Below are 17845 nucleotides of genomic sequence, written 5' to 3'. Positions count from 1 at the left end.
TGGCAGCAGGGTGAGCCGGTAGTCTACTCGCTGTGCAATGCGGCATAAATCAGCTCGGCGAGCTTTTTGCTGATTCCTGGCGCTTTAGCAATTTCTTCGACGCTGGCACGGGACAATTCCTGCAGCCCACCGAAATGATTGAGCAGCTCGCGGCGCCGCTTCGGTCCAACCCCTCCGACTTCCTCCAGGGTCGATGTGCGGCGGGTCTTGCCACGCCGAGCGCGGTGCCCGGTGATAGCGAAGCGATGCGACTCATCGCGTATCTGCTGGATCAGGTGCAGCGCAGGCGAATTGCCCGGCAACGTGAATTCATGCGCGGCATCGTTTAGATAGAGCGTTTCGAGCCCTGGCTTGCGGGTCGTGCCTTTGGCTACGCCAAGCAGGATGAGATCGGGAACCGCCAGCTCTTCCAGAACCTCGCGGGCCATCGCGAGCTGACCTTTGCCGCCATCTACCAGCAGAATATCAGGCAGCTTGCCTTCGCCTTCCTTTACCTTGCTAAAACGCCGCGTCAATGCCTGATGCATCGCCGCATAATCGTCGCCTGGGGTAATGCCTTCGATGTTATAGCGGCGGTAGTCCGATTTGAGCGGCCCTTCCGGACCAAACACCACACAGGAGGCTACGGTCGCTTCGCCGCTGGAATGGCTGATATCGAAGCACTCAAGCCGTTGCGGCACTTCGTCCATATTCAGCGCTTCTGCCAGCGCATCGAAGCGCGCAGCAACATGCTGACGATTCGCCAGGCGAGCGCCGAGCGCCTGTTCGGCATTGGTCACGGCCAATTGCTGCCAGCGCGCGCGGGTGCCGCGCACGCGATAGCTGATACTCAGTTCACGACCACGCATTTCATCAATGGCCGAGATCAACGTCGGGAAGTCTTCATGCTGGGCGTTAACGATAAGTTCGCCCGGCAGATCGCGCTCATGGCTGCTCAGATAGTATTGAGCCAGGAATGCCAGCAGTACCTCACTGCCCTCCTCCTCAATCGCCACTTGCGGAAAGAAGTTCTTGCTGCCGAGCACCCGCCCGCCGCGGACAGTGATCAAGTGCACGCACGCGCCGCCGGGATTGACCATGGCGGCCACCACATCCACGTCGCCCGTGCCGCCTTCCATACTCTGCTGATCCTGCACACGACGCAGCAGAGACACCTGGTCACGCAGTTCGGCGGCGCGCTCGAAGTTGAGATCCATGGCGGCCTGTTGCATGGCGCCCGACAATTCGGCGTTCAGCGCGTTGCTGCGCCCTTCGAGGAACATCACCGAGTGGCGCACGTCCTTGGCATACTCCGCGGGCTCGACCAGCTCGACGCAGGGGGCTTTACACCGTTTGATCTGATATTGCAGGCACGGCCGGGTACGGTTCTTGAAGAAGCTGTCTTCGCACTGACGAACCAGAAACGCCTTTTGCAGCAGATTGAGACTCTCGCGGATCGCCCCAGCGCTGGGGTAAGGGCCGAAATACTTGCCCTTCTGCTTCTTGGCCCCACGGTGAATGCTTAGGCGCGGATAGTCGCCGTCCGATAAAAAAACATAAGGGTAGGATTTATCGTCACGCAGCAGAATGTTGTAAGGGGGGCGCCACTCTTTGATCAACGTCTGCTCTAGCAACAAGGCTTCGGTTTCGTTGGCCGTGATGGTCGTTTCGACCTGGGCAATCTTGCCAACCAAGGCAGCAGTCTTCGGCGCCAGCCCGCTTTTGCGAAAGTAGCTGGCGAGACGCTTCTTCAGGTTCTTGGCTTTGCCGACATACAGCAGCTTGGCGCTGCTATCGAACATGCGGTAGACACCAGGTCGTCCGCTGCAGGTAGCCAGGAACGCGCTTGAATCAAACGCGCCACTGGTCTCAGCTGGAGGCATCGATCATGCCGTGACGTACCGCCAGCAGCGCCAGTTCCACGTCGCTGGTGATCGCAAGCTTCTCAAAAATTCGATAGCGGTAGGTATTTACCGTTTTGGGCGACAGGCAAAGCTTGTCGGAAATGCTCTGTACTTTCTGGCAGCCAGCGATCATCAACGCGATCTGGATTTCACGCTCAGACAGCATATCGAAGGGGGATTTATTGCTCTGTGGCTGAAACGACTTCAGCGCCAGTTGCTGGGCAATTTGCGGACTGATGTAGCGCTGCCCGGCAAACACCTGGCGAATAGCCTGGACCATCTCGGTCAAGGCGGCGCCTTTGGTCAGGTACCCGGCCGCACCGGCCTGTAACAGGCGCGTGGGGAATGGATCTTCTTCACAGGAGGTAACAGCGACGACTTTCAGGTCGGGGTGACTGCGGATCAGCTTGCGGGTTGCTTCAAGGCCGCCGATACCCGGCATCTTGACGTCCATCAGTACGACATCTGGTTTCAGCTCGCGGGCTTTTTTCAGTGACTCCTCACCGGACTCCGCTTGACCGACTACCAGCAAACCGTCGATATCGGCCAGCATGCGCGTGATACCTGTGCGAACCAGATCGTGGTCGTCGACCACCAGTACCCTAATCAAGCGCCACCTCGTTCTTCATCAGCCGCCAAGCGCAGCAGTCCTGTGGACATTCGGAACCTTGCAACGAAGGTATGGTTGAACCTAGCTTGGTGCAAAACCGTCAAACAGCAAGCGTCAAATATAGCTAGAACGCTGTTTTGACGTGAAGATGGCGGAAGCGGTGAGATTCGAACTCACGGAAGAGTTTCCCCTTCGACGGTTTTCAAGACCGTTGCATTCAACCGCTCTGCCACGCTTCCGGCGTTAGTGCGGGCGGCAATCTTACCCGAACGCAACACACTGTCAAACTCTGCGGTTTGGAACAATCCAGTGCTCTGTTATTATCGGTTCCGACTCTGGTCACGGAACCATCCGCCTCTACAGGAGCGTCGCCATGCAAGAACAAGATTACGCACTCAATCATGTGCAGGTTGAGCAGCAAGAAGTCAGTCGCGTACTGCGCAACACCTATGGCCTTCTGGCTATTACCCTGGCTTTCAGTGGGTTGGTTGCTTTCTTGGCGCAGCGTGCCAACGTACCTTACCCGAACTTCTTTGTGGTGCTGATCGGCTTTTACGGCCTGTTTTTCCTGACCGCGAAACTGCGCAACTCGCCATGGGGACTGGTTTCGACCTTAGCACTGACGGGTTTCATGGGTTATACCCTCGGTCCGATTCTGAATCGTTACCTGGGCATGGCCAATGGTGCCGAAGTGGTGAGCTCGGCGTTTGCCATGACCGCACTGGTATTTTGTGGCCTTTCGGCTTACGTGCTGACAACCCGCAAGGACATGAGCTTCCTTTCCGGCTTCATCACTGCAGGCTTCTTTGTACTGATCGGCGCAATGGTGGCTGGCTTCTTCTTCCAGATCAGCGGCCTGCAATTGGCGATCAGTGCAGGTTTCGTCCTGTTCTCGTCGGCCTGCATCCTGTACCAGACCAGCGCCATCATCCACGGTGGCGAGCGCAACTACATCATGGCGACCATCAGTCTGTACGTATCGATCTACAACCTGTTCGTGAGCCTGCTGCAGATCCTCGGCATCATGGGCAGCGACGACTGATCCCTGAGTGCAATGAAAAGCCCGCTTCGGCGGGCTTTTTCATGTCTGTGATGGGCATCGCGCGCATTGAGCCTTTATCATTACGCCAGGTATTCATATCGGGCTTCCCATGAAATTCGCCATCGCCCTGTTCGCCGCGCCCCACATGCCCTCCTCTCGCCGCGCCTTGCTCTTCGCCAAGGCGGCATTAGCCGAAGGCCATGAGATCGTGCGGCTGTTTTTCTATCAGGAAGGCGTGCATAACGCGGCAAGCAATGTAGTTACCGCCCAGGACGAACATGATCTACCCCGCGAGTGGCGCGAGTTCGTCCGCGAGCAACAACTGGATGCCGTGGTGTGCATTGCCGCAGCGCTGCGGCGCGGCGTACTTAACGAGCAGGAAGCGCAGCGTTACAACCGCCCTGCTGCCAACCTTGAGTCGCCTTGGGACTTGTCCGGCTTGGGCCAACTGCACGAAGCGGCGCAGATGGCCGACCGCCTGATCTGCTTCGGAGGGCCTTGAAATGCGTCAATCGCTGTTGATCATCAGCCGTCAATCGCCTTGGAGCGGGCCAAGTGCTCGCGAGGCGCTGGACATTGCACTGGCCGGCGGCGCTTTCGACCTGCCGATTGGCGTGCTGTTTCTGGACGACGGTGTGCTGCAGCTGGTTCCCGTGCAGCACGCGGCAACGTTACGGCAGAAAGATTTGAGCGCAAATCTGCAGGCCCTGCCCATGTTCGGTGTGGAGGCGCTGTATGTTTCAGCCCGCAGCGTGCAGGAACGTGGCCTCGATGCTCAGGCATTGATCCTGGCCGCTGAGGTGCTGGAGGATGACGCACTAGCTGCACTGATTGATCGATATGACCAGGTGATCACACTCTGATGGCTACCCTGCACATGCATTCCCACTCTCCGTTCACCGACAGTCGCCTGATAAGCTGCCTGCGTCTGCTGGGGCCAGCCGATGGCCTATTGCTTGCCGGTGATGCGGTCTATGCGCTGCAGGTTGGAACACCACAGTGGCAGGCCATCGAATTAATGCCCGCAGGCATCGGCTTGTTCGCTCTCGAAGAAGATCTGGTCGCCCGCTCCATCGAAGCGCCAAACAGGGTTCAGGTGGTCGACTATCCGGCATTCGTTGCGCTCAGTTACCGCTTCGACAAGGTCAACAGCTGGTTATGAGCACACTCATCGTGGACGGCCACTCAATCGAACTGGACAAGGACGGTTATCTGGTCGCCCTGGCGGATTGGTCGCAGCCGGTCGCCGAGGCGCTGGCGCAGCGCGAACAGATCCAACTGAGCAGCGAGCACTGGGAAGTACTCGCGCTGTTACGAGCCTTCTATAGCGAATTCCAGCTGTCGCCGGCCAATCGCCCGCTCATCAAATACGTGGCACTCAAGCTGGGGCCGGAAAAAGGCAACGGCCTGCACCTGAATCGCTTGTTCAACGGCGCTCCCGCCAAACTTGCCGCCAAGCTGGCAGGCCTGCCCAAACCGACGAATTGCCTATGAACCTCGTGACCCCAGCAGAACATCCTTTCGCTCAGTTCGTGCGCATTCTCGGCAAGGGCAAACGTGGCGCGCGCAACCTGACTCGCGAGGAAGCGCGGGCAGCGATGGGCATGCTGCTCGATGGCCAGGCGGAAGAAAGTCAGCTCGGGGCTTTCTTGATGCTGCTGCGGCACAAGGAAGAGAGTGCCGAAGAAATGGCCGGCTTCGCCGACGCAGTGCGCGCGCGCTTGCAGCCACCTTCAATCCAAGTCGACCTGGACTGGCCAAGTTACGCCGGCAAAAAACGCCATCTCCCCTGGTTTCTCCTTGCGGTTAAAGCATTGGCAAACAGTGGCGTGAAGATTCTCATGCATGGTGGCGGCGCCCACACGGCCGGACGCATGTACAGCGAGCAACTGCTGGAATCGCTGGACATCCCCGTCTGCCGTGACTGGGTCGAAGTCGAGCGTGCGATCGATACCCGAAACCTGGCGTTCATTGCACTGGGCGATTGGATGCCGCGCCTGCAGCACATGATCGACCTGCGCAACATCCTCGGCCTGCGTTCGCCGATTCATTCGCTGGCTCGCATCCTCAACCCGCTGAATGCGCGCTGCGGGCTGCAAAGCATTTTCCATCCGGGCTACCAGACAGTGCATCGCGAAGCCAGCCAGCTGCTAGGCGATAACGCGCTGGTGATCAAAGGCGAAGGCGGCGAAATCGAAATCAACCCGGACGCCATCAGCCATCTGTTCGGTACTGCCAATGGCGAGAACTGGGACGAGGACTGGCCAGCGCTGTCGCCGCAACGCCACGTCAAACCGGAGTCGCTGGTGCCTGAGCGTTTGTCCGCCTTCTGGCGCGCGGACAGCGACGACGCTTATGGCCAATTGGCGGTGCTCAGCACCATGGCCTTGGCACTGCGAGCACTTGGTCTGCCCCGTGAAGATGCATTCGCTCAAGCGCAGTTGCGTTGGGATAACCGCCACCTATCGAAATAGGCGATTAAACCTGCCAAGTATTTGCCCGTTTTCAACAACCCCCGGCGCTAGACTGAGTTCTTGGCTAATGGCTTGGGAGTCACGTATGGGTTTGCTGATTGACGGGCGCTGGCAGGATCAATGGTACGACACCGCTGAAGGTGGTCATTTCAAACGCGAGAATGCCCAGCGACGAAACTGGGTAACCGCCGATGGCCAGCCAGGGCCAAGTGGCGATGGGGGCTTCGAAGCGCAGGCCGGGCGATACCATCTGTACGTCTCACTAGCGTGTCCATGGGCACACCGCACGTTGATCACCCGCAGCCTCAAGGGCCTGGAATCGCTGGTCGAGGTTTCAGTGGTCAGCTGGCTGATGGGGGAAAACGGCTGGACGTTCGATTCAAGCCAGGGTTCTAGCGGCGACCACTTGGATGGTTTCGACTACCTGCACCAGCGCTATACCGTCGATGACCCTCACTACACTGGCCGGGTAACGGTCCCGGTACTCTGGGACAAACAGCGCCAGTGCATCGTCAGCAACGAGTCCGCCGATATCATCCGCATGTTCAACTCGGCGTTCGATGAACTGACAGGCAGTCTTGTGGATCTCTACCCCGAGACGCTTCGCAGCGAGATCGACAGGCTGAACGAACGCGTCTATCCAGCGATAAACAATGGCGTCTACCGCGCCGGGTTCGCAACCACTCAACAGGCCTATGAGGAAGCCTTCAGCGAGCTATTCGAAGCCCTGGATGAAATGGATGGACTACTGGGCGAACGACGCTATCTGGCTGGCGAGTACCTCACCGAGGCGGACTGGCGCTTGTTCACCACGCTGATTCGCTTCGACGCGGTCTATTACGGCCACTTCAAGTGCAATCTGCGGCGCATCGATGATTACCGCCATCTCTGCAACTGGCTGCGCGAGCTTTATCAGTGGCCATGCATTGCCGATACGGTGAATTTCGAACACATCAAAAACCACTACTACCGCAGCCACAACACCATAAACCCGACCGGCATCGTACCCGCAGGCCCCGCTCAAACCTTCGGCCAAGCCTATGATCGGCAGCGCCTGGCGGGGCGTGGAATCTACAAGAACGCTAGTCGGATGTAAGGCTGGCGGTGCTCTGGGCACCTTCGAACCACGCGAGCTTGGCGCGCAACTGCACCACCTCACCGACAATGACCAAGGTGGGCGCGTGCACCTCGTGCTGCGCAACCAACTCGGGCAAATCTGCCAGGGTACCAGTGAACACGCGCTGGTTCTGCGTGGTGCCTTGCTGGATCAAGGCAGCCGGCGTTTGCGCCGAACGGCCGTGGGCGATCAGCTGCTGACAGATCATCGGCAAGCCAACCAGGCCCATGTAGAACACCAGTGTCTGGCTGCTTGCGGTCAGCTCCGCCCAGGGTAGATCGCAGCTTCCATCTTTCAGGTGACCGGTGACGAAACGCACCGACTGGGCGTGGTCGCGGTGGGTCAGCGGAATCCCGGCGTAAGCCGCGCAGCCACTGGCGGCGGTGATCCCAGGCACCACCTGAAAGGGAATGCCCTGGGCGGCCAACTCTTCGATTTCCTCGCCGCCGCGACCGAAGATAAAAGGATCGCCGCCTTTCAGGCGCAATACACGCTTGCCCTCCTTAGCCAGGTCGACCAGGCGTTGGTTGATCTGCTCCTGCGGCACGGCATGTTCGGAACGTTGTTTGCCGACATAGATTCGCTCGGCATCGCGGCGACACAGCTCGATGATTACCGGTGCCACCAGGCGGTCGTACAGCACGACGTCGGCCTGCTGCATCAATCGCAGAGCCCGGAATGTCAGCAGGTCGGGGTCGCCTGGCCCGGCACCGACCAGGTAAACCTCGCCCAGGGCGCGCGGTGCGATACCGGCGATTTTTTCCTTGAGCAGGCGTTCGCCTTCCTGGCGCTTGCCGGCGAAAACGCTTTCGGCGATCTGTCCCTGGAAGACCTCTTCCCAGAACACCCGACGCTGCTGAACATCGGGAAACAAGCCTTTGACCTGGGCGCGAAACCTCTTGGCGAGCATTGCCAGTTGGCCGTAGGTTGCCGGAATCCAGGTCTCGATCTTCGCCCGGATCAGGCGCGCCAGTACCGGCGCATCGCCGCCGCTGCTGACTGCAACGATCAGCGGGGAGCGGTCGACGATGGCGGGGAAAATCACGCTACACAGCTTCGGCGCGTCCACCACGTTCACCGGGATGCCCAATGCCTGGGCCTGTTCGGATATTCGCGCGTTGAGCGGCTCGTCGTCGGTGGCGGCAATGATCAGCGCCACACCTTGAACATCCGTCGATTCAAAACCGCGCACGCTGAAACCGTCAGGGCCTGCCAGCGCTTGCAGTTCGCTGCGGATTTCGGGCGCCACGACCCGCAAGCGGGCACCTGCGTCGACCAGCAACCGCGCTTTACGCAGCGCCACTTCACCGCCGCCGACCACCAATACCAGGCGGTCCTGCAACGTGTGGAACAGAGGAAGGAAATCCATGGCGGCGGCTCGTTAGGGAATGAAGATTCAGGCGCTGTTCTTGTCAGGCCGCGCGGCCGCGGCCATGACAGGCTATGGCTAGCCGATCACCTCGATTCCGCCCATGTAGGGCTTGAGAACTTCAGGCACGCGGATGCTGCCGTCGGCCTGCTGGTAGTTCTCCAGCACCGCCACGAGCGTACGCCCAACTGCCAAGCCGGAACCGTTGAGGGTGTGCAGCAGTTCGGGTTTGCCGGTTTCCGGGTTGCGGTAGCGCGCCTGCATGCGCCGGGCCTGGAAGTCGCCACAGTTGGAACAGGAAGAAATCTCGCGGTACTTGTCTTGGCTTGGCACCCAGACTTCCAGGTCATAGGTTTTGCTTGCGCCGAAACCCATGTCGCCCGTGCACAGCGCCAGAACGCGGTACGGCAACTCCAGCAGCTGCAGGATCTTCTCGGCGTGACCGGTCAATTCCTCCAGCGCCTGATAGGAGGTAGCCGGCTCGACGATCTGAACCATTTCGACCTTGTCGAACTGATGCTGACGGATCATGCCACGGGTGTCGCGCCCAGAGGCGCCGGCCTCACTGCGGAAACAAGGCGTGTGGGCGACGAACTTCAATGGCAGCTGTTTGGCATCGAGGATTTCGCCAGCGACGATATTGGTCAGCGACACTTCTGCCGTAGGGATCAGATACAGATCGGCTTCGTTTTCGCGACTGATCTTGAACAGATCCTCCTCGAACTTGGGCAATTGACCCGTTCCCTGCAACGCAGACGCCTGTACCAGATACGGCGTATAAGCCTCCTCATAGCCGTGTTCGCTGGTGTGCAGATTGATCATGAACTGCGCCAGCGCGCGATGCAGACGCGCAATCGGGCCACGCAACAGCGCAAAGCGAGCACCGGACAACTTGGCCGCGGTCTCGAAGTCCAGCCAGCCATGCTGCTCACCGAGGCTGACGTGATCCTGAATGGCGAAATCGAAGGTTCTGGGCGTGCCCCACCGGCGCACTTCCAGGTTGCCCTCTTCATCAGCGCCGACCGGCACCGATTCGTGGGGCAGGTTCGGAATACCTAGCAATACGGCATCCAGCTCGACCTGAATGGCGTCCAGCTCGTGCTTGCCCTGCTCCAGCTCCGTCCCCATCCGGTCCACATCGGCAAGCAGCGGCGCGATGTCTTCGCCACGCTGCTTGGCCTGGCCGATGGCCTTGGAGCGACTGTTGCGCTCGGCCTGCAATTGTTCGGTGCGGGTCTGCACCTCTTTACGCTGGGCTTCAAGCGCTTCGAGACGGACGACATCAAGGGTGAAGCCGCGTGTAGCCAAGCGCTCAGCGACTTCATGGAGCTGGGTCCGGACGAGTTTGGAATCGAGCATGGTCTGGTCTCTATACATCACTAAGGGTTGCATGGCTCGTGGCCATGGCGCGCAATGCGGCGCAGTTTAAGGCTTTCGTCGGGGCGAGTGCCAATCGGTAGCGTTCAGCTGTAGAGCCGCGCAAGTCCGAGCCCCGCCCATGCGGCCAACAGACCGCCCAACATACTGCAGATCAGGTAAGCCGCCGCTTCAGCCAAGCGGCCGTGCTCCAGCAGTTTGAGCACCTCCAGGCTGAACGACGAGAACGTGGTCAAGCCGCCTAACAGCCCCACCGTCAGTCCCGTGCGCAGCTCCAGCGGCAAGTCGGTGCGCAGCAGAAACAGGCCGGAAAGCAGGCCGATCAACAGGCACCCGATCAGATTGACCGCCAGGGTGCCCAGGTAAAAATGCCGCGGCCAGTGCGCTACCATCCAGCTAGACGTTAGAAAGCGCAGCACGCAGCCTAAGGCACCGCCCACTGCAACGGCGACTAACAGGCGGGTCACGGCGCCCTCCGCCGCTTCGGACTGGCAGCGTCCTGTACCTTGAGGTGGGCCAGTTTTTCCCGAATCTTCAACTCCAGCCCCCTGGGCACCGGCTGGTAATACTGACGTGGCGCCAGTTGTTCGGGGAAGTAGTCTTCGCCGGCTGCATAGGCATCTGGCTCGTCGTGGGCATAACGGTATTCATCGCCGTACCCCAGCTCCTTCATCAATTTGGTCGGCGCGTTACGCAGGTGCAGCGGCACTTCCAGAGAACCATGCTCGGCGGCATCGCGCATGGCGGCTTTGAATGCCGTATAGACCGCGTTGCTTTTCGGCGCGCTGGCGAGATAAACGATCGCCTGAGCCACCGCCAGTTCGCCTTCCGGGCTGCCCAGGCGCTCCTGCACATCCCAGGCGTTGAGGCACAGGGTCAGCGCGCGGGGGTCGGCGTTGCCGATTTCTTCGCTGGCCATGCGGACCACCCGCCGCGCGATGTACAGCGGATCGCAGCCGCCATCGAGCATCCGCGCAAACCAGTACAACGCGCCGTCCGGGCTGGAACCACGCACGGATTTATGCAGCGCGGATATTTGGTCGTAAAAAGCCTCGCCGCCTTTGTCGAAACGCCGGCGACTGTCGCCAAGCAGATCAAGCAATAACGCGGTGCTGATCTCTCCACCGTCGTCAGCAAGGTCAGCGGCGTTTTCAAGAAAGTTGAGCAGGCGCCGCCCATCGCCATCGGCAGCGCTCAGCAGAATCTTGAAGCTGTCGTCCGGCAGTCTCAGGTTGCGCTCACCGAGGCCTTTGGGGTCACTCAGTGCGCGGTTGACCAACTTGCGCAACGCGGTCTCGTCCAGGCTCTTCAGGACATAGACGCGCGCACGCGATAGCAACGCGTTGTTCAATTCAAAGGAAGGATTTTCCGTGGTCGCACCAATGAAAATCAGGGTGCCATCTTCCACGTAGGGTAAAAATGCATCCTGTTGCGACTTGTTGAAGCGGTGCACTTCATCAACGAACAGAATGGTCTGGCGGCCATATTGCGCGGCATGTTGCTGGGCAATTTCCACGGCCTGGCGGATTTCCTTGACTCCCGACAGCACCGCAGAAATGGTCTCGAAGTGAGCATCCGACACTTGGGCTAGCAGGCGCGCCAGGGTGGTTTTGCCAACCCCGGGCGGGCCCCAGAAGATCATCGAGTGCAGCGCGCCCTGCTCGAGCGCTTCACGCAGCGGCTTGCCACGCGCCAGGAGATGTTCCTGGCCGACGTACTCGTCCAGACTGGCCGCCCGCAAACGAGCAGCCAGGGGTTGGGCGACAGGGGCCTTGCGGAACAGATCCATGGCTACGGGCGTAAACCTCTTACTCTTGAATGACGTCCGCGCCTTCCGGAATCTCGAACGTGAATTGTCCGTCGTCGAGGGCTTCGTTCATCTTCACGTTGAGAAACAGGATGTTGGTGCGCTGACCAATGCTGTCGATCAGCTGCATGTCGTTCAGCACGCCGCCACGGAAGGACAGGCGCAAACTATCGAACAGGGTGTCCTTGGACTTTGGCTTCAGGATGAAGTCGATGACGTTGCCGCCCTCCTTGAAGGTGATGTCGAAGTTCTCGCGGATCTTCGACACATCGCCCGACAACAGCAACGCCGGCGTATGGGTCAGCCGCTGATCCAGCGTCTGGATCGTCACTTGCTCAAGGTCTGGGTCGTACAGCCAGACCTTCTCGCCGTTGGAAACCAGCAACTGCTCCATGGGCGCATCGGTGTGCCAGCGAAACAGCCCGGGACGCTTCAGGGCCAGCTGACCCGCGGTTTCCTGTAACTGAGTGCCGCTGCCGTCCAGGGTCAGCTGGGAGAAGCGCGCAGTGATGGTTTGCGCCTGATTGAGCAACTGAGTCAGCTTCTGCACGGCGACTTCGTCGTCGGCCATGGCGCAAATGCTCGACAGGCTTAAAACCGTTAGCAACAACATGCGAATCAGGCGCATGGGACTCCTCATTAATGGGGTGTGATCAACAGGCTGGAGTTATCAATCGCGAACCGGGCTCGGTGCTATGACTTCGCGGGAGCCGTTGGTGTTCATCGAGGTCACTACACCGGCCATTTCCATGGCTTCGATCATGCGAGCTGCCCGGTTGTAGCCGATCTTCAGTTTGCGCTGCACAGCGGAAATGGATGCGCGCCGACTTTCGGTGACGAAACGCATGGCTTCATCGTACAGCGGGTCTTCTTCGCTGCCTTCGCCGCCACCTTCACCGCCACCACCATCGAAGCCACTGCCCGCTTCCTCGGCACCGGCGAGAATATCTTCGATGTAGTCCGGTGTGCCGCGCTGTTTCCAGGCTTCAACGACGCGATGAACCTCTTCATCGGAGACGAACGCGCCATGCACGCGTATCGGCAAGCTGGTACCCGGCGGCATATAGAGCATGTCGCCATGCCCCAGCAGCTGCTCTGCGCCGCCTTGATCAAGGATGGTGCGCGAGTCGATCTTGCTCGATACCTGGAATGCCATACGGGTGGGAATGTTGGCCTTGATCAAGCCGGTGATTACGTCCACCGATGGCCGCTGGGTCGCCAGAATAAGGTGAATACCCGCCGCGCGGGCTTTCTGAGCGATACGAGCAATCAGCTCTTCGACCTTCTTGCCGACGATCATCATCATGTCGGCGAATTCGTCGACTATCACCACGATGGTCGGCAGGGTTTTCAGCAGCGGCGCTTCATCATGCATGCTCTCACGCTTGTACAGCGGGTCGCTCAGCGGCTCGCCCGCCTCTTCCGCATCCTTGACCTTGCGGTTGAAGCCGGCGAGGTTGCGCACCCCCATCTTCGACATCAATTTGTACCGGCGCTCCATCTCCGCCACGCTCCAACGCAGGGCGTTGGCCGCTTCCTTCATGTCGGTAACGACCGGGCACAGCAGGTGCGGAATGCCTTCGTAGATCGACAACTCAAGCATCTTCGGGTCGATCATGATCAGCCGCGCCTCTTCAGGCGTGGACTTGAACAGGATCGACAGGATCATCGCGTTGACCCCGACCGACTTACCGGAGCCGGTAGTACCGGCTACCAGCAGATGGGGCATGCGCGCGAGATCAGTGATCACGGGCTTGCCGCCAATGTCATGACCCAGGGCTAGGGTCACGGGTGACTTGGCTTCGTCATACTCGGTGGATGACAGCACTTCGGAAAAACGCACGATCTGCCGATCTTCGTTGGGAATCTCGATACCGACCGTGGTTTTGCCTGGAATCACTTCCACCACCCGCACGCTGATCACGGCGAGCGAACGCGCCAGGTCTTTGGCCAGGTTGGAAATACGGCTGACTTTCACCCCAGCGGCCGGTTGAATTTCGAAGCGGGTGATCACCGGGCCTGGATGTACAGACTCGACGATAACCTCCACTCCGAACTCCTTGAGCTTGATCTCAAGCAGGCGCGACATGGCCTCCAGGGACTCGGGCGAATACTTTTTCTGAATCTTCTCGGCGACATCCAGCAGGGAGATCGGCGGCAGGCTACCGGCCAGCGCGCTGTCTTCGAACAGCGTTACCTGCTTTTCCTTAAATACGCGCTTGCTCGGCTCTGCCGCTTTGGCAGGGGCTGGCGGCGTGATGACAGGCGCCGGACGGTTGGCGCGCTCACTCATGTGCTTGTTCAGCGCGTCCTCGCGTTCGATCAGACGTTCTTTGACCTTTGCCTGCTCGCGGCGGTCGAGCACGATTGGCGCAGAGACTTCTGTCACCCGTTCATCTACTTCGCGCAGCTGGGCGACCAGTTGCTTGCGCTCGGCCCGGGCATTCCACCAGCGATTGACCAAGCTCTGGATCAGCTCTGCCAGATCGAGAGTGATTTTTCCGGTCAGGTCCATCACCTTGAACCAGGACAGATCGGTAAAAACCGTCAACCCGAACAGAAACAGCGCGATCGCCAGCAGGGTACTGCCCTGCACATTCAGCGAGTTCACGGCGAGCTGGCCAAGACTCTCGCCCAGTGCTCCGCCCGCAGACGCCGGCATATCGGCGCCGGCATGGAAGTGGATGTAAGCCAGGGTCGCCCCAGACAGCACCAGAAAGACCAGCCCGATCAATCGCCAGGAAAACAGCCAGCCACTCCATTGCCATGGCTGATGGCGAGCGCGAAACACCTGCCAGGTCTTCACCCCGAGCAATAGCGGAAATAGGTAAGCGAAATAGCCCAACGCCATGAACATGATGTCGGCGAACCAGGCGCCTGCACGGCCAGCGGCGTTGTGCACCTGCTCGACGGTGCTGGTGTGCGTCCAACCCGGATCGGCTGGGTCGTAAGTCAGCAATGCCATCCACAGATAAAGGCACAGCGCTCCGAGAGCAATCAGAGCACCTTCCTTCAGGCGATAAGGCAGCTGCTGGCGCCAGAGGGGGGGCTGAGCGGTGGGACTAGAATTCTTCAAACGCATCTGTTCCTGCGTCGGCGGATGGCCGAGTGGTCGATTGACGGTGAAATTGGCCGTATTGTACGGCTTTACTCAACTGCTGGCATGCCAGGCAAAACGGCGACGCCTTGGCGGCCGAGCCGGTGCGTATGCCGCGCTCCCGTTCGCAACCTGCTTCGGTGTAGCATACCGGCCAAGATCTTCCGTGCGGCTCAATTGGAGCATGCATTCTCTTTCGTGACAAAGGCTTATGAGGTGTTTTTATGAGCGAAGTCAAGCATTCACGCCTGATCATCCTGGGCTCCGGTCCCGCCGGTTACAGTGCAGCAGTCTATGCCGCTCGCGCCAATTTGAAGCCTGTCGTCATCACCGGCATTCAGCCCGGCGGCCAGCTGACCACCACCACCGAGGTCGACAACTGGCCGGGTGATGTGGAGGGGCTGACCGGTCCGTCACTGATGGAGCGCATGCAGAAGCACGCCGAACGCTTCGATACCGAGATTATCTACGATCACATCCACACCGCAGAGTTGCAAAGCCGCCCATTTACCCTCAAGGGCGACAGCGGCACCTACACCTGCGATGCGCTCATCATCGCTACGGGCGCCTCGGCCCAATACCTCGGCCTGCCCTCGGAAGAAGCCTTCGCTGGCAAGGGCGTATCGGCCTGCGCCACCTGCGACGGTTTCTTCTATCGCAATCAAGTGGTGGCAGTGATCGGTGGCGGCAATACGGCTGTTGAGGAAGCGCTGTACCTTTCCAATATCGCCAAAGAAGTGCACCTGGTGCACCGCCGGGACAAGTTACGCTCCGAGAAGATTCTGCAGGACAAGCTGTTTGACAAGGCTGCCAATGGCAACGTCAAGCTGCACTGGAATCACAAGCTAGACGAGGTACTCGGCGATGCAAGCGGAGTGACAGGTGTGCGCTTGCAAGACACCACCAGCGGCGTCAGCAAGGAATTGCCGCTGGCAGGCGTGTTCATCGCCATTGGGCACAAGCCCAATACTGAGCTTTTCCAGGGTCAGCTCGAGATGCGCGATGGTTATTTGATGATCAAAGGCGGCAGCGAAGGCAACGCCACCGCCACCAGCATCGAGGGCGTCTTCGCTGCGGGCGATGTGGCTGACCATGTATACCGTCAGGCAATCACCTCGGCCGGCGCGGGCTGCATGGCCGCATTGGACGTCGAGAAGTTCCTCGACGACAACTGATGACCCTGGGGCGAACGCTGCGTTCGCCATACCCTCTCACGGCTTGCCCAATGCTGACTTGGCTACAACGCGACTCGCTGGATTTTCCTTCCCTCGACAAAGCGCTTCGGGAGCCTAATGGGCTGCTTGCCGCAGGCGGCGACCTGAAGCCGGAGCGCCTTATCCAGGCCTATAGACACGGTTGCTTTCCCTGGTACCAGGATGGCCAGCCGCTTCTGTGGTGGTCGCCAGACCCGCGCACCGTGTTATTCCCAGATGAGCTGCACACCTCGCGCAGTCTGCAAAAAACGTTACGCCAGGGGCATTACCGCGTCAGCTTCGACCAGGCATTCGCTGCGGTCATTCAGGCGTGCGCAGCGCCGCGGGATTATGCCGACGGCACCTGGATTACCACGCCAATGCAACAGGCCTATCTGCAGCTCCACGAGCGCGGGGTCGCCCATTCAGTCGAAGTCTGGAACAACGATGAACTGGTTGGCGGCCTTTATGGCCTGGCCATAGGCCGTTTATTTTTTGGCGAATCCATGTTTAGTCGCGCCGATAATGCATCGAAGGTCGGCTTCGTTACCCTGGTCGAGCGCCTGAAAACGTGGAGGTTCGTGCTGATTGACTGCCAGATGCCGACCCAACACCTGCACAGTTTCGGTGCGCGCCCCATCTCCCGCGACGCCTTTGCAGATTACCTGCGTCGGCATCTTGACCAGCCCAGCGATGCCAATTGGCTTGCCTAGGCGAGTGCGGCAGCCTGGCATACACTTGTTGCAGACTTCCTCCGAGAGTCGAACATGACCGAGCTGGCCCGTCTCAAGTTCTATGCCACACAGCCCCACCCATGCAGCTATCTGCCCGATGAACAGGCCACCACCCTATTCCTCGATCCCAGTCAGCCGATGGATGCGCAGGTCTACGCCGAACTTTCGGAGATGGGTTTTCGTCGCAGCGGTGATCACCTGTATCGCCCACATTGCCAGCGTTGCTCAGCCTGCGTACCAGCGCGCATTCCGGCAGCTGACTTTCACCCCAACCGGCAACAGCGGCGTATTTTCAAACGTAACCGCGATCTGGTAGTGCGAATGGTGCGCCCGGTTTTCTCCGAGGAGTACTACGACCTTTACGTCCGCTACATCGAAAAACGCCATGCCGATGGCGACATGTACCCACCGAGTCGCGAACAATTTTCGACTTTTCTGGTACGTGACCTCACGTTTTCACGGTTCTACGAGTTCCGCAAGGACGGCCGGCTGGTTGCGATTGCGGTAACCGATGCACTACCCAACGGACTTTCAGCCGTTTATACCTTCTACGATCCTGTTGAAGAGCGTCGCAGCCTGGGTCGTTTTGCCATTCTCTGGCAGATTGCGGAAACCACGCGCCTGGGCCTGCACGCGGTCTATCTCGGTTATTGGATAAAGAATTGCCGAAAGATGAACTACAAGACCCAATACCGGCCTATCGAGCTGTTTGTCAATCAACGCTGGGTCGCACTTTCCTGAAGGTCTTGGCGCTAGGCGCTGTTTTCGGGCACAATGCTCGCCGCTTTTGCCTGGGGCCAGTTGCGCCGGGCCATTCATTGGATACCGAGGGCTTTACTGCATGTCGAAAGAAGACAGCTTCGAAATGGAAGGCACTGTCGTCGACACCCTGCCCAACACCATGTTCCGTGTGGAGTTGGAAAATGGGCACGTCGTAACCGCGCATATCTCCGGAAAAATGCGCAAAAATTACATCCGTATTTTGACTGGCGATAAGGTGCGCGTTGAACTGACGCCTTATGACCTGAGCAAAGGTCGTATCACCTACCGCGCTCGCTAACGGGCCGAAACTCAGTTTTGGCCTCTGCAAGCCAAGCCACAATGAAAACGCCCGGCATGCCGGGCGTTTTTGTTTGCGATGG

19 protein-coding genes and 1 tRNA gene are annotated in these 17845 nt (G+C 59.4%); 11 read left to right on the top strand and 9 right to left on the bottom strand.

Annotation, left to right across the window (positions count from 1 at the left end; translation table 11 throughout):
- Window positions 1-23: 23 nt before the first annotated feature.
- From uvrC to ACX0MV_RS07450, 3 genes are all read right to left on the bottom strand, one after another.
- Complete coding sequence (uvrC, locus tag ACX0MV_RS07460) at window positions 24-1862, bottom strand: excinuclease ABC subunit UvrC (protein ID WP_458981868.1); 1839 nt, start codon at window positions 1860-1862, stop codon at window positions 24-26.
- The gene (gene gacA, locus ACX0MV_RS07455; protein ID WP_458981867.1) at window positions 1849-2493 is read right to left on the bottom strand and encodes a response regulator transcription factor GacA; all 645 of its coding nucleotides are present in this window, start codon (window positions 2491-2493) and stop codon (window positions 1849-1851) included. Before gacA ends, uvrC begins: the two co-directional genes overlap by 14 nt.
- Before the next feature lie 149 nt (window positions 2494-2642).
- Window positions 2643-2732: transfer RNA gene (locus ACX0MV_RS07450), tRNA-Ser, on the bottom strand.
- Between the two features lie 134 nt (window positions 2733-2866).
- On the opposite strand from ACX0MV_RS07450, the gene ACX0MV_RS07445 reads away from it, so the two are divergent.
- The 7 genes from ACX0MV_RS07445 to ACX0MV_RS07415 all read left to right on the top strand — a co-directional run bounded on the left by ACX0MV_RS07445 (window position 2867) and on the right by ACX0MV_RS07415 (window position 7105).
- Window positions 2867-3535: a Bax inhibitor-1/YccA family protein gene (locus ACX0MV_RS07445; RefSeq protein ID WP_458981866.1), complete on the top strand. Its 669-nt coding sequence runs from the start codon at window positions 2867-2869 to the stop codon at window positions 3533-3535.
- Between the two features lie 109 nt (window positions 3536-3644).
- Window positions 3645-4037 carry a sulfurtransferase complex subunit TusD gene (tusD, locus tag ACX0MV_RS07440; RefSeq protein ID WP_458981865.1) on the top strand — a complete coding sequence of 131 codons (393 nt, stop codon included), beginning with the start codon at window positions 3645-3647 and terminating at the stop codon, window positions 4035-4037.
- A gap of 1 nt (window position 4038) precedes the next feature.
- A complete protein-coding gene (gene tusC, locus ACX0MV_RS07435) occupies window positions 4039-4398 on the top strand; it encodes a sulfurtransferase complex subunit TusC (protein WP_458981864.1) in 360 nt (119 codons plus the stop codon).
- Window positions 4398-4697: a sulfurtransferase complex subunit TusB gene (gene tusB, locus ACX0MV_RS07430; protein WP_458981863.1), complete on the top strand. Its 300-nt coding sequence runs from the start codon at window positions 4398-4400 to the stop codon at window positions 4695-4697. The genes tusC and tusB overlap by 1 nt, the downstream gene beginning before the upstream one ends.
- Window positions 4694-5029 (top strand): TusE/DsrC/DsvC family sulfur relay protein, encoded by a 336-nt coding sequence (locus ACX0MV_RS07425; protein WP_458981862.1) that lies wholly within the window; start codon window positions 4694-4696, stop codon window positions 5027-5029. Before tusB ends, ACX0MV_RS07425 begins: the two co-directional genes overlap by 4 nt.
- The gene (locus ACX0MV_RS07420) at window positions 5026-6009 is read left to right on the top strand and encodes a glycosyl transferase family protein (RefSeq protein ID WP_458981861.1); all 984 of its coding nucleotides are present in this window, start codon (window positions 5026-5028) and stop codon (window positions 6007-6009) included. The genes ACX0MV_RS07425 and ACX0MV_RS07420 overlap by 4 nt, the downstream gene beginning before the upstream one ends.
- 85 nt (window positions 6010-6094) lie before the next feature.
- Window positions 6095-7105: a glutathione S-transferase family protein gene (locus tag ACX0MV_RS07415; RefSeq protein WP_458981860.1), complete on the top strand. Its 1011-nt coding sequence runs from the start codon at window positions 6095-6097 to the stop codon at window positions 7103-7105.
- On the opposite strand, the gene cysG is transcribed toward ACX0MV_RS07415, so the two are convergent.
- From cysG to ftsK, 6 genes are all read right to left on the bottom strand, one after another.
- A complete protein-coding gene (gene cysG, locus ACX0MV_RS07410; RefSeq protein ID WP_458981859.1) occupies window positions 7092-8495 on the bottom strand; it encodes a siroheme synthase CysG in 1404 nt (467 codons plus the stop codon). The genes ACX0MV_RS07415 and cysG overlap by 14 nt on opposite strands.
- Window positions 8496-8573: 78 nt before the next feature.
- On the bottom strand, window positions 8574-9854 hold the full coding sequence (serS, locus tag ACX0MV_RS07405) for a serine--tRNA ligase (RefSeq protein WP_458981858.1): 1281 nt from the start codon (window positions 9852-9854) through the stop codon (window positions 8574-8576).
- Window positions 9855-9958: 104 nt separating this feature from the next.
- Window positions 9959-10339, bottom strand: a complete 381-nt coding sequence (gene crcB / locus ACX0MV_RS07400) for a fluoride efflux transporter CrcB (RefSeq protein ID WP_458981857.1) — start codon at window positions 10337-10339, stop codon at window positions 9959-9961.
- The gene (locus ACX0MV_RS07395; protein WP_458981856.1) at window positions 10336-11661 is read right to left on the bottom strand and encodes a replication-associated recombination protein A; all 1326 of its coding nucleotides are present in this window, start codon (window positions 11659-11661) and stop codon (window positions 10336-10338) included. Before ACX0MV_RS07395 ends, crcB begins: the two co-directional genes overlap by 4 nt.
- Window positions 11662-11680: 19 nt before the next feature.
- Window positions 11681-12307, bottom strand: coding sequence for an outer membrane lipoprotein periplasmic chaperone LolA (lolA, locus tag ACX0MV_RS07390; protein ID WP_458981855.1), 627 nt, complete (start codon window positions 12305-12307; stop codon window positions 11681-11683).
- 42 nt (window positions 12308-12349) lie between these two features.
- Window positions 12350-14761: a DNA translocase FtsK gene (gene ftsK / locus ACX0MV_RS07385; RefSeq protein WP_458981854.1), complete on the bottom strand. Its 2412-nt coding sequence runs from the start codon at window positions 14759-14761 to the stop codon at window positions 12350-12352.
- Window positions 14762-15000: 239 nt separating this feature from the next.
- Here ftsK and trxB point away from each other — a divergent pair, with 239 nt between their 5' ends.
- From trxB to infA, 4 genes are all read left to right on the top strand, one after another.
- The gene (gene trxB, locus ACX0MV_RS07380) at window positions 15001-15951 is read left to right on the top strand and encodes a thioredoxin-disulfide reductase (protein WP_458981853.1); all 951 of its coding nucleotides are present in this window, start codon (window positions 15001-15003) and stop codon (window positions 15949-15951) included.
- Window positions 15952-16001: 50 nt separating this feature from the next.
- Entirely contained in the window at window positions 16002-16682 is a 681-nt protein-coding gene (aat, locus tag ACX0MV_RS07375) for a leucyl/phenylalanyl-tRNA--protein transferase (RefSeq protein WP_458982336.1), read from the top strand.
- Between the two features lie 54 nt (window positions 16683-16736).
- A complete protein-coding gene (locus tag ACX0MV_RS07370; protein WP_458981852.1) occupies window positions 16737-17444 on the top strand; it encodes an arginyltransferase in 708 nt (235 codons plus the stop codon).
- Window positions 17445-17544: 100 nt separating this feature from the next.
- Entirely contained in the window at window positions 17545-17763 is a 219-nt protein-coding gene (gene infA / locus ACX0MV_RS07365; RefSeq protein WP_002553999.1) for a translation initiation factor IF-1, read from the top strand.
- Window positions 17764-17845 lie beyond the last annotated feature (82 nt).

The organism is Pseudomonas cistanchae, from assembly GCF_054483635.1.
This window is presented reverse-complemented; position numbering and strand designations above follow the sequence as displayed.

Excerpts from the sequence above, each read along its gene's own strand:
- uvrC (WP_458981868.1), bottom strand. The coding sequence starts at position 1,862 with ATGCCTCCAGCTGAGACCAGTGGCGCGTTTGATTCAAGCGCGTTCCTG.
- ACX0MV_RS07445 (WP_458981866.1), top strand. The coding sequence starts at position 2,867 with ATGCAAGAACAAGATTACGCACTCAATCATGTGCAGGTTGAGCAGCAA.
- tusD (WP_458981865.1), top strand. The coding sequence starts at position 3,645 with ATGAAATTCGCCATCGCCCTGTTCGCCGCGCCCCACATGCCCTCCTCT.
- tusC (WP_458981864.1), top strand. The coding sequence starts at position 4,039 with ATGCGTCAATCGCTGTTGATCATCAGCCGTCAATCGCCTTGGAGCGGG.
- tusB (WP_458981863.1), top strand. The coding sequence starts at position 4,398 with ATGGCTACCCTGCACATGCATTCCCACTCTCCGTTCACCGACAGTCGC.
- ACX0MV_RS07425 (WP_458981862.1), top strand. The coding sequence starts at position 4,694 with ATGAGCACACTCATCGTGGACGGCCACTCAATCGAACTGGACAAGGAC.
- ACX0MV_RS07420 (WP_458981861.1), top strand. The coding sequence starts at position 5,026 with ATGAACCTCGTGACCCCAGCAGAACATCCTTTCGCTCAGTTCGTGCGC.
- ACX0MV_RS07415 (WP_458981860.1), top strand. The coding sequence starts at position 6,095 with ATGGGTTTGCTGATTGACGGGCGCTGGCAGGATCAATGGTACGACACC.
- cysG (WP_458981859.1), bottom strand. The coding sequence starts at position 8,495 with ATGGATTTCCTTCCTCTGTTCCACACGTTGCAGGACCGCCTGGTATTG.
- serS (WP_458981858.1), bottom strand. The coding sequence starts at position 9,854 with ATGCTCGATTCCAAACTCGTCCGGACCCAGCTCCATGAAGTCGCTGAG.
- ACX0MV_RS07395 (WP_458981856.1), bottom strand. The coding sequence starts at position 11,661 with ATGGATCTGTTCCGCAAGGCCCCTGTCGCCCAACCCCTGGCTGCTCGT.
- lolA (WP_458981855.1), bottom strand. The coding sequence starts at position 12,307 with ATGCGCCTGATTCGCATGTTGTTGCTAACGGTTTTAAGCCTGTCGAGC.
- ftsK (WP_458981854.1), bottom strand. The coding sequence starts at position 14,761 with ATGCGTTTGAAGAATTCTAGTCCCACCGCTCAGCCCCCCCTCTGGCGC.
- trxB (WP_458981853.1), top strand. The coding sequence starts at position 15,001 with ATGAGCGAAGTCAAGCATTCACGCCTGATCATCCTGGGCTCCGGTCCC.
- aat (WP_458982336.1), top strand. The coding sequence starts at position 16,002 with ATGCTGACTTGGCTACAACGCGACTCGCTGGATTTTCCTTCCCTCGAC.
- ACX0MV_RS07370 (WP_458981852.1), top strand. The coding sequence starts at position 16,737 with ATGACCGAGCTGGCCCGTCTCAAGTTCTATGCCACACAGCCCCACCCA.
- infA (WP_002553999.1), top strand. The coding sequence starts at position 17,545 with ATGTCGAAAGAAGACAGCTTCGAAATGGAAGGCACTGTCGTCGACACC.